At 61.7% G+C, this 10,377-nt stretch carries 11 protein-coding genes; all 11 read left to right on the forward strand.

Annotated elements, in window-relative coordinates:
- Positions 1–48 precede the first annotated feature (48 nt).
- A complete protein-coding gene (gene araD1 / locus BTM36_RS00445) occupies positions 49–1,044 on the forward strand; it encodes an AraD1 family protein (RefSeq protein ID WP_077234802.1) in 996 nt (331 codons plus the stop codon).
- A gap of 173 nt (positions 1,045–1,217) precedes the next feature.
- The gene (locus BTM36_RS00450) at positions 1,218–1,901 is read left to right on the forward strand and encodes an amino acid ABC transporter permease (protein WP_077234803.1); all 684 of its coding nucleotides are present in this window, start codon (positions 1,218–1,220) and stop codon (positions 1,899–1,901) included.
- A gap of 9 nt (positions 1,902–1,910) precedes the next feature.
- A complete protein-coding gene (locus BTM36_RS00455) occupies positions 1,911–2,561 on the forward strand; it encodes an amino acid ABC transporter permease (protein ID WP_006461937.1) in 651 nt (216 codons plus the stop codon).
- The gene (locus tag BTM36_RS00460; protein WP_006461936.1) at positions 2,545–3,279 is read left to right on the forward strand and encodes an amino acid ABC transporter ATP-binding protein; all 735 of its coding nucleotides are present in this window, start codon (positions 2,545–2,547) and stop codon (positions 3,277–3,279) included. The genes BTM36_RS00455 and BTM36_RS00460 overlap by 17 nt, the downstream gene beginning before the upstream one ends.
- A 79-nt stretch (positions 3,280–3,358) precedes the next feature.
- Positions 3,359–4,165 carry a transporter substrate-binding domain-containing protein gene (locus BTM36_RS00465; RefSeq protein WP_006461935.1) on the forward strand — a complete coding sequence of 269 codons (807 nt, stop codon included), beginning with the start codon at positions 3,359–3,361 and terminating at the stop codon, positions 4,163–4,165.
- A gap of 96 nt (positions 4,166–4,261) precedes the next feature.
- Positions 4,262–5,797 (forward strand): UxaA family hydrolase, encoded by a 1,536-nt coding sequence (locus tag BTM36_RS00470; RefSeq protein ID WP_039874401.1) that lies wholly within the window; start codon positions 4,262–4,264, stop codon positions 5,795–5,797.
- 243 nt (positions 5,798–6,040) lie between these two features.
- On the forward strand, positions 6,041–7,216 hold the full coding sequence (locus tag BTM36_RS00475) for a fumarylacetoacetate hydrolase family protein (protein ID WP_006461933.1): 1,176 nt from the start codon (positions 6,041–6,043) through the stop codon (positions 7,214–7,216).
- Between the two features lie 16 nt (positions 7,217–7,232).
- Positions 7,233–7,997 carry an SDR family oxidoreductase gene (locus BTM36_RS00480; protein ID WP_077234804.1) on the forward strand — a complete coding sequence of 255 codons (765 nt, stop codon included), beginning with the start codon at positions 7,233–7,235 and terminating at the stop codon, positions 7,995–7,997.
- Between the two features lie 217 nt (positions 7,998–8,214).
- The gene (locus BTM36_RS00485; protein ID WP_077234805.1) at positions 8,215–9,129 is read left to right on the forward strand and encodes an SMP-30/gluconolactonase/LRE family protein; all 915 of its coding nucleotides are present in this window, start codon (positions 8,215–8,217) and stop codon (positions 9,127–9,129) included.
- Between the two features lie 157 nt (positions 9,130–9,286).
- Positions 9,287–9,841, forward strand: a complete 555-nt coding sequence (locus BTM36_RS00490; RefSeq protein WP_077234806.1) for an acyloxyacyl hydrolase — start codon at positions 9,287–9,289, stop codon at positions 9,839–9,841.
- A gap of 425 nt (positions 9,842–10,266) precedes the next feature.
- On the forward strand, positions 10,267–10,377 hold a 111-nt coding region (locus BTM36_RS00495), incomplete at its 3' end, for a transposase (RefSeq protein WP_139347008.1).

The raw sequence follows: 10,377 nt of genomic DNA on the forward strand, positions 1-10,377 counted from the left end.
GTCGCCTGGCTAACCAGAACCGACATTGCGGACAGACAAGGAGACCCGGTGAGGCTGATTCAATACCGCGACCGCAAGGGCGAGCGCCGTGTAGGCATCGTCAACGGCAGCCACATCCAGGCGCTGGACCAGGTGGCGACCATGCGCGAACTGGCCCTGCTGGCGCTGCAGCGCAGCACCGGGCTGGAGCGCCAGGCCCAGTTGCTCAACACCGACCAGTCCGAAGACTACGCCGCCATCCTGGCCGAGGCCCGCATCCTGGCACCGCTGGACCATCCCGATCCGGCGCATTGCCGCGTTTCCGGCGCCGGCACCACCCATCTGGGCAGCGCCACCACCCGCGACAAGATGCATCGCCGCCTGGAAGGTGATGAACTCGACAAGACCGATACCCAGCTGATGATCGAATGGGGCATCGCCGGTGGCCGCCCTGCGCCGGGCCAAGTGGGCGTGCAGCCGGAGTGGTTCTACAAGGGCGACGGCAGCAGCGTCGTCGCCCCCGGTCAGCCGCTGCCGCGCCCAGATTTCGCGCTCGACGGCGGCGAGGAACCGGAGATTGTCGGCCTGTACCTGATCGATGACCAGGGCTGCCCGCGCCGGCTGGGCTTTGCCATCGGCAACGAGTTTTCGGACCACGTCATGGAGCGTCGTAATTACCTTTACCAGGGGCATTCCAAGCTGCGTCACTGCAGCTTCGGACCGGAGCTGCTGGTGGGGCTGCCGCCGGCCCATCTGGTGGGGATGACCCGCATCCGTCGCAAGGGCCGCGTGATCTGGGAACAGGAATTCCTGACCGGCCAGGACAACATGTGCCACAGCATCGAGAACCTGGAATACCACTACTTCAAGTATTCGCACCTGCTGCACGCGGGTGACGTGCACGTGCACTTCATGGGCGCGGCCAACCTGTCCTTCGCCTACAGCCTGCGCACCGAAGATGGCGACAGCATCGAGATCAGCATTCCCGACTTCGGCGCACCGCTAGTCAACGGTATTGCACACGTGACATCCACATTTCGCGCGGGAGGCGTCAAGCCGCTCTAGCGGCCATGTCCAGATCGCGTTACCCAGGCGCGCCGCAAGGCGCAGACAACCCCGGCAATCGTGCCAAGGCCCGCGGCAACAGTCGCACAACAAGAGGCCGCCCCCAGGAAAACTGCAAAGGAGACCACCCTCATGCCCATGTCCATCCCCCGCCCAGGAACATCGGAGCGTCAATGAACTACACCTTCGATTTCATGAGCGTCTTCGCCAACTGGGACCGCCTGCTCATGGGCGCCTGGTTGACGATACAGCTCTCGGCGCTGTCCATCGCGCTGGGATTCGTGGTCGGCACCCTGTGCGCGATCGCTGGCAAGAGCCGTCTGGCGCTGGTGCGCGGCCTGGTCCGTACCTATGTCGAGATCATCCGCAACACCCCGCTGCTGGTGCAGGTGTTCCTGGTGTTCTTCGGCCTGGCCAGCATCGGCTGGAAGCTCTCGGCCGAGACCGCTGCCGTGATCGCCCTCACCGTCAACGTCGGTGCCTACACCACCGAGATCATGCGCGCCGGCATCAACTCCATCCACCCCGGCCAGATCGAGGCGGCCGAATGCCTGGGCATGTCGCGTCTGCATGTGTACTGGCATGTGGTGTTGCTGCCGGCGGTGGAGCGCGTCTATCCCTCGCTGACCAGCCAGTTCATCCTGCTGATGCTGGCCTCCAGCATCACCTCGCAGATTTCGGCGGAAGAGCTGACGGCGACCGCCAACCTGGTGCAGTCGGAGACCTTCCGCAGCTTCGAGGTCTATGCGGTCATCGCGGTGGCCTACCTGGCGCTGTCCTTCCTGTTCCGTGGCGCGTTCTGGCTGATCAGCCAGCTGGCCTTCGTGCGCAAGCGCAAGCTTGGCACCAACCTGTGAGGAGCGGCGATGAATTCCTTTAGTTTCCTGCACGTCGAATACCTGCTGCAGGCGGCCGTCTGGACCGTGGTGCTGTCGTTGGTGGCGTTTGCCTTCGGCGGTGTGGCCGGGTTCGTGATCGCGCTGTGGCGGGTCTCGCCCAACCGCCTGCTGCGCAACATCGCCAGCGGCTATATCCAGGTGGTGCAAGGCATTCCGCTGCTGGTGATCCTGTTCGTGGCCTATTTCGGACTGGCCATCGCCGGCTTCAAGCTGACGCCGTTGGTAGCAGCCGGCATCTCTTTTGCAATCTACTGCGCGGCCTTCCTCGGCGAAATCTGGCGCGGCTGCATCCAGGCGGTACCCAAGACCCAATGGGAAGCCTCGGAATGCCTGGGCTTCAACCGCTACGAGCAATTGACCAAGGTGATCCTGCCGCAGGCCATCAAGATCGCCACGCCGCCCACGGTGGGATTCATGGTGCAGATCGTGAAGAACACCTCGCTGGCCTCGGTGATCGGCTTCGTCGATCTGTCCCGTGCCGGCCAGATCATCAACAACTCGACCTTCCAGCCGTTCACCGTCTTCGGCTGCGTCGCGCTCATCTATTTTTGCCTGTGCTTCCCGCTGTCGGCGCTGTCCAAGCACTTTGAAAGGAAATTGAATGTCAGCAATCGTTAAGATCAAGGATCTGCACAAGAGCTTCGGTACCAACAAGGTGTTGAACGGCGTTTCGCTGGATGTGCAAAAGGGACAGATGGTGGCCATCATCGGCAAGAGCGGATCAGGCAAGAGCACCCTGCTGCGCTGCCTGAACGGACTGGAAAAGGTGGATGCCGGCGACATCAATGTCTGTGGCCATGACATCCATCATCCCGACCGGCTCAACCTGCGCGAACTGCGCAAGCAGGTCGGGATCGTCTTCCAGAGCTACAACCTGTTCCCGCATCTGACGGTGGAGCGCAACATCACGCTGGCGCTGACCACCATCAAGAAGATGTCGACCGAGGAAGCCAGGAAGATCGCCCACAAGGTGCTGCAGCTGGTGGGACTGGAAAACAAGAAGGAAGCCTATCCCGAACAGCTCTCCGGCGGCCAGGCGCAGCGCGTGGCCATCGCACGCTCGCTGGCGATGGCGCCGGAACTGATGCTCTTCGATGAAGTGACCTCGGCGCTGGACCCGGAACTGACGGCCGAAGTGCTGAAGGTGATGGAAGACCTGGCCCGTGGCGGCATGACCATGGTGTTGGTCACGCACGAGATGGCCTTTGCCCGCAAGCTGGCCGACGTGCTGGTCTTCATGCACCAGGGCCAGGTGTGGGAGGTCGGCCCGCCGGATGAGCTGTTCAGCAATCCGAAGACGGCCGAGTTGCAGAAGTTCGTGTCCAGCGATCTCTGAGTTTTCGGAGCGCACAGAGTTTGTCGCACAGAATTTGTTTTTCTCAGGCAGTATCAAATAAACCACTCAGGAGACCGCAATGAAGAATCTGCTCAATTTCACCAAGAAGGCCGCCGCCGTCGTGCTGGGCCTGGCTTGCTTCGCGCAGGCCGCCCACGCCGATGCACTGGCCGATATCAAGGCACGCAAGAAGGTGCTGATCGCCATCGACCTGGGCGCGCCGCCGTTCGGGATGACCAATGCCAAGCTGGAGCCGCAGGGCTCGGACGTGGAAACCGCGCGTCTGCTGGCCAAGGACATGGGCGTGGAGCTGGAGATCGTGCAGGTCACCGGCCCCAACCGCATCCCCTTCCTGATGACCGGCAAGGCCGACATGGTGATCTCGTCCTTCTCGATCACACCGGAACGCCAGAAGGTGGTGGCCTTCACCCAGCCGTACGGCGCCTCGCAGTTCGTGGTGGCCGCGCCCAAGGGTGAGAACATCAAGAGCCTCAACGACCTGGTCGGCAAGCGCGTGGCCGTGGTCCGCGGCAACATGCAGGATTCGCTGCTGACCCCGCTCGCCCCCAAGGGAACCAACATCGTGCGCTTTGACGACGATGCCACCGTGACCGCGGCCATCATCTCCGGTCAGGTCGATGCCCTGTGCACGCCGAACTCTCTGGCCTCGGCCATCGCCAAGCAGAATCCGTCCAAGAACCTGGAAACCAAGTTCGCCATCAAGGACATCCCCTATGCCATCGGCCTGCGCAAGGGCGAACCGGCACTGGAAAAGTGGCTCAACGAATGGATCACCGCCAACCTGAAGAACGGCAAGCTGCCCGCCATCTATCAGCAATGGGTCGGCAGCCCCATGCCTGACCTGGCACAGTTCGCGCCCAAGTAAGTCCGCATTTCCGGCATGCCCTGCTCCCCGGAGCAGGGCATGCGCCCGCCGCTTCCGCGGCCAGCCCGCAGCATCCACGTTCTCACCGAGATCAACATGAAAGCTACCTCTCCCGTCATCCGACTCAATCCTGTCGATGATGTCGTCATTGCCCGCCAGCAGCTCATCTCCGGCACCGTGTTGCAGGAAGAAGGCGGCCTCAAGGTCCAGGGTCTGATTCCCGCTGGTCACAAGATGGCCACCCGCGCCATTGCCGTGGGCGAGCCGGTCAAGCGCTACGGTCAGATCATCGGCACGGCCAGCCAGGCCATCGCGCCGGGTCAGCACGTGCATACGCATAACCTGGCCATGGCCGAGTTCTCGCGTGAACACCATTTCGGCGCAGACGTGAAGCCGGTCGATTTCGTGGCACAGCCGGCCACCTTCATGGGCATCGTGCGCCCGGACGGCCGCGTGGCCACGCGCAACTACATCGGTGTACTGACTTCAGTGAACTGCTCGGCCACAGCCGCGCGCGCCATTGCCGACTACTTCCGTCGCGACATCCACCCGGAAGTGCTGGCCGACTATCCCAATATCGACGGCGTGGTCGCCCTGACACACGGTCTGGGCTGCGCGGTGGATTCGCAAGGCGAACCGTTGCAGATCCTGCGCCGTACCCTGGCGGGCTACGCCACCCATCCCAACTTCGCCGCCGTGCTGGTGGTCGGGCTGGGGTGCGAGACCAACCAGATTTCCGGCCTGATGGACAGCCACAACCTGAAGGAAGGGGAATACTTCCATACCTTCACCATCCAGAGCACGGGCGGCACCGCCAAGACGGTGGCGCTGGGGATCGAGAAGATCAAGAAGATGCTGCCCAAGGCCAATGACATCAAGCGCGAGCCGGTGCCGGCCAAGCACCTGACGCTGGGCCTGCAGTGCGGTGGTTCGGATGGCTACTCGGGCATCACCGCCAATCCGGCGCTGGGCGCGGCGGTTGACCTGCTGGTCAAACACGGCGGCACGGCGATTCTGTCCGAAACACCTGAAATCTATGGCGCCGAACACCTGCTCACGCGTCGCGCGGTGTCGTCCGAGGTGGGCGAGAAGCTGCTGGCGCGCATCGCCTGGTGGGAAGAATATTGCGCAAAGAACGATGCCGAGATGAACAATAATCCCTCGGCCGGCAACAAGGCGGGCGGCTTGACCACCATTCTGGAGAAATCGCTGGGTGCGGTGGCCAAGGGTGGCACCACCAATCTGGTGGATGTCTACAAGTACGCCGAGACCGTGACCGCCAAAGGCTTCGTCTTCATGGATACCCCGGGCTACGACCCGATCTCGGCCACCGGCCAGGTCGCCGGCGGCGCCAACATGATCTGCTTCACTACCGGCCGTGGTTCGGCCTATGGCTGCGCACCCTCGCCGTCGCTGAAGCTGGCGACCAACACGGCGCTGTGGCAACGCCAGGAAGAAGACATGGACATCAACTGCGGCGAGATCGCCGACGGCAACGTGACCCCACAGGAGATCGGGGAACGCTTCTTCCAGATGATCCTCGATACCGCGTCCGGCAAGAAGACCAAGAGCGAGCTGCATGGCTATGGTCAGGACGAGTTCGTGCCCTGGCACATCGGCGTCTATACCTGATGCAGATCATCCTGGCCCGGCCACGGCCGGACTAAGCTTATCCGCCTCACCCGAGCAGGACAGGGTGAGGCGGACTGCAGGCCAAGCATCCTTTCCTCCCCGGGACAGCTCATGGCGAGGATGCTTCGCCCGCGGTAAACGCAGTGAGCGCGGTTGGTCTACTCCCCCTTGCAGTACATGACATCCCGGCAGTCCCGCTTCCCGTGTAGTCCGGGCCAGCCTCCAACATAAGGAAACAAGAACATGGCACATACCTTTTCGCTCCAGGCACACCTGCCTGAAGACCACGCCCAGGCCACGCTGATCGGCCGTGTCTGGCAACCGGGCGTAGGCCCGGTGCTGGTGAAGATCGACGCCGAAGGCGCCTATGACCTGACCCTGATTGCGGCCACCTCCAGCGAACTGCTGGAGCTGGACGACCCTGCTGCGGCCGTGCGCGCCGCCAGCAACATGACCCGCATCGCCAGCTTGCAGGAACTGCTGGACAATGCCGATGCCGGTCGTCGCGATACCTCGCGCCCGTGGTTGCTGGCACCCATCGACCTGCAGGCCGTCAAGGCCAGCGGCGTGACCTTCGTGGCCAGCATGCTGGAGCGCGTGATCGAGGAACAGGCACGCGGCGACGCCGGCAAGGCAGAGTCGGTGCGCAAGGCCATCACGGCGGTGATCGGAGACAACCTCTCCAGCGTCGTGCCGGGCTCGCCCGAAGCGGCACGCCTGAAGGAAGTGCTGCTGGAGCAAGGCGTGTGGTCACAATACCTGGAAGTGGGCATCGGTCCGGATGCGGAGATCTTCACCAAGGCCCAGCCGATGTCCTCGGTGGGGCTGGGCGACGAAGTCGGTATCCACCCGAAATCGGCCTGGAACAATCCGGAACCAGAAATCGTGCTGGCCATCAACAGCCGTGGCAAGGTGGTGGGTGCGACCCTGGGCAACGACGTCAACCTGCGCGATTTCGAGGGCCGCAGCGCCCTGCTGCTGGGCAAGGCCAAGGACAACAATGCGTCCTGCGCGGTGGGGCCTTTCATTCGTCTGTTCGACGCAAACTTTTCAATTGACGATGTGCGTCGCGCCGAACTTACAATGCGTGTCGATGGTACCGAAGGCTTTACGCTCAAGGGTAGCAGTTCGATGTCCATGATCAGCCGTGATCCGCTGCAGCTGGTGGAACATGCGATCGGCCCCAATCACCAGTATCCGGATGGCCTGGTGCTGTTCCTGGGGACCATGTTCGCGCCGACCCAGGATCGCTTCGGCCCCGGTCAGGGCTTTACCCACCAGGTCGCCGACATCGTGACGATCTCGACCCCCACGTTGGGCGCGTTGGTGAACACGGTCAACTTCAGCGACCAGACCGCACCGTGGACCTTCGGCCTGACGGCGCTGTTCAAGAACCTGGCCAATCGCAAACTCATTTAAACGCAAAGGAACAAGCATGTCCGCATCCACTGGCCGCCTCGCCGGCAAGACCGTCCTCATCACCGCCGCTGCGCAAGGCATCGGCCGCGCTTCCACCGAGCTGTTCGCCCGCGAGGGAGCGCGCGTGATTGCCACCGACATCAGCAAGCAGCACCTCGATGCACTCAACGGTGTCGCCGGCGTGGAGACGCGTATTCTGGACGTGACCGATGATGCCGCCATCAAGGCACTGGTGGCCGAAGTCGGCACCATCGACGTACTGTTCAACTGCGCCGGCTATGTGGCGGCGGGCAATATCCTGGAATGCGACGACAAGGCCTGGGATTTTTCCTTCAACCTCAATGCCAAGGCCATGTTCCACACCATCCGTGCGGTGCTGCCGGGAATGCTGGCCAAGAAGGCAGGCTCGATCGTCAACATCGCCTCGGCGGCGTCGAGCGTGAAGGGTGTTGCCAACCGCTTCGCCTATGGTGCATCCAAGGCAGCCGTCGTCGGTCTGACGAAGTCGGTCGCGGCGGACTTCGTCGCACAGGGCGTGCGCTGCAACGCGATCTGCCCAGGCACCATCGAATCGCCCTCCCTGAACCAGCGTATCAGCACGCAGGCCAAGGAGACCGGCAAGAGCGAGGACGAGGTACGCGCAGCCTTCGTGGCACGTCAGCCCATGGGACGTATCGGCAAGGCGGAGGAAGTGGCGGCGCTGGCCTTGTACCTGGCCTCGGATGAGTCCAATTTCACGACCGGCTCGATCCACATGATCGATGGTGGCTGGTCCAACTGATTCACTCGCGATAAATGGTACCGAGGGCCTGAAGTACCTGTTCTTCAGGCCCTCGGTACCATTGGCGGGCAACGGATGGCGAATGGATAGCGGCATGCGTAAAGCATGCCGTTCTGCTTTCCAGGGGGAGTGACAGAGGAGGTTTGCTGATCAGGTTTATCAAACTGCAGCACAGGGGCATAATGAGGCCTCCCTATTCCTGTGAACCAGTACGCTCATGCCTCCACTGCCTTTCAGTTTCTCTGCCGACAGCATTACCGCGATTTCACCCGAGCCCATGTTGCTGGGGGAATCGCCCTTGTGGCATGCGGAGGAAGGTGCGCTGTACTGGATCGATATCCCTGGCAAGTCGGTTCACCGACTGGTGCTCGATACCCAGCAACACCAGCGCTGGGACATGCCGGAAGAACCCGGCAGCATCGTGAAGCACGCCCAGGGCGGCCTGGTGGTGGCTCTGCGTACTGGCATGTTTCATCTCAATACCGGCAATGGCGCCTTGTCGGCCATGCTGGCTGCTCCGTATGACACCGGTCGGATTCGCTTCAACGACGGCCGCTGCGATGCCGCCGGTCGTTTCTGGTGCGGCACCATTTACGAGCCCCGCGATCGGGAGGCCGGCACGCTCTACTGTTTCGAACGCAACGCCCTGCGCGATGCGCATCATGCCGTGACGACGTCCAATGGCGTGGCCTTCAGTCCGGACCAGCGCCTGATGTATCACTCCAACACGCCGGCGCATCGGATCAATGTCTACGACTACGACCTGGCCACCGGGCAAACCAGCAACTGCCGCCTGCTTCGCCAGTTCGACAGCGACAAGACTGCGCCCGATTACGGCGGCCGTCCGGATGGCGCTGCGGTGGATAGCGAAGGAGCGTACTGGTGCGCGATGTTCGAAGGCGGACGGGTGTTGAGGCTGTCGCCGCAGGGCGAGATATTGCAGGAAATTCGCCTGCCCGCACGTTGCCCGACCATGGTGGCCCTGGGCGGCCCTGATCTGCGCACGCTGTTCATTACCACCGGGCGCAATGGGCGTAGCGAGGCAGAGCTGGCGCAGTACCCGTTCTCCGGCCACGTGCTGGCGATCCGGGTTGCCGTGCCGGGACGGCTGGAATACAGCTATCGCCCCTGAGGCCGCGCGCGGATGTGGCGTAGAGGCGCCAAAAACAGACACACGAGTATGCTTTTGTGATGATTATGAGAGAATAGCGCGTTATCGCGGACTGCACGGTCTGCGCTGAATCCTCGCAAAGATCCTTCAAAACTATTTACGCGCTGAAAGAATATCCATGACTAAATTGAAGAGCCTGGTTGCCAAGATCGCATTTGCCGGCGTCGCCGCTTTCGCCATCCAGTCCCCGAGCTACGCCATCGACGGCGTGTCGGTTGAATACGGTACCGGCAATAGCACGCAGCTGGTGCGCCTGGGCGCGCAGTTCAACTGGGGCCCGAACTGGAATTTCTGGCAATCGAACGGCACCCATATCGGTGGCTACTGGGATCTGTCGTTGGCCAACTGGCGCATGAACCACTACAACAACACCAACGACAGCGGCAATCTGGTCGACCTGGGCCTGACCCCGGTGCTGCGCTTCCAGCGTGATGATGGCAGGGGTTTCTACGGCGAAGCAGGTATCGGCGTGCACCTGTTCTCCAAGCTGTATCGCAATAACGACAAGGTGCTGTCCACCGCTTTCCAGTTCGGCGACCACGTCGGTGCCGGCTATGTGTTCAGCAATGGCCTGGACCTGGGCATCCGCCTGCAGCACTTCTCCAACGGTGGTATCAAGCAGCCCAACGGCGGCGTGAACTTCGCTGTGGCACGTGTCGCTTACAAGTTCTGATACTGCATCAGCACTGCTTCATTGAAAAAGCCGGCATTGCCGGCTTTTTTATTGTCTTGTGGTTTAGAGGGTTCGGTGCCTGGGTGAGGTCACGCGGAGCTCGGTCGGATGTTGCTCGATCAAGTCATCAGCCATGGTGTCGATGGAGTGTTTTGGGACTTGTGGATAAGATAAGTCCTGCGCAAACTCGAAGGCTGCCCGTGCATAAACTAAGTTGTCTATTTATTGAGGCCGCACTGGACGCTCCTTTGCGCCTTGTTTGTTCCCCGAATACTAAGTTTTCAACTTGATGTCGTGCCATCGATGCGTCGGTCTGTGGGCGCGACAGGCGGTGGATAAGATATCCAATTGAAGGGGGTGACCTGAGACGAATTTTGTAGCCACTAGATAAGTGAGTTCTTTATGCTAACGCCAAGGAGAACTCAATGAAGAAGCGATTTACGGACGAACAGATCATCAGCATCTTGCGAGAGGCAGAGAGCAAGGAGATTGCGACGGTAGATCTGTGCAAGCGCCACAACATTACTGAGCAGACC

This window comes from Herbaspirillum sp. VT-16-41 (genome assembly GCF_001994935.1).
In the GTDB taxonomy this organism is placed as follows: domain Bacteria; phylum Pseudomonadota; class Gammaproteobacteria; order Burkholderiales; family Burkholderiaceae_D; genus Herbaspirillum; species Herbaspirillum frisingense.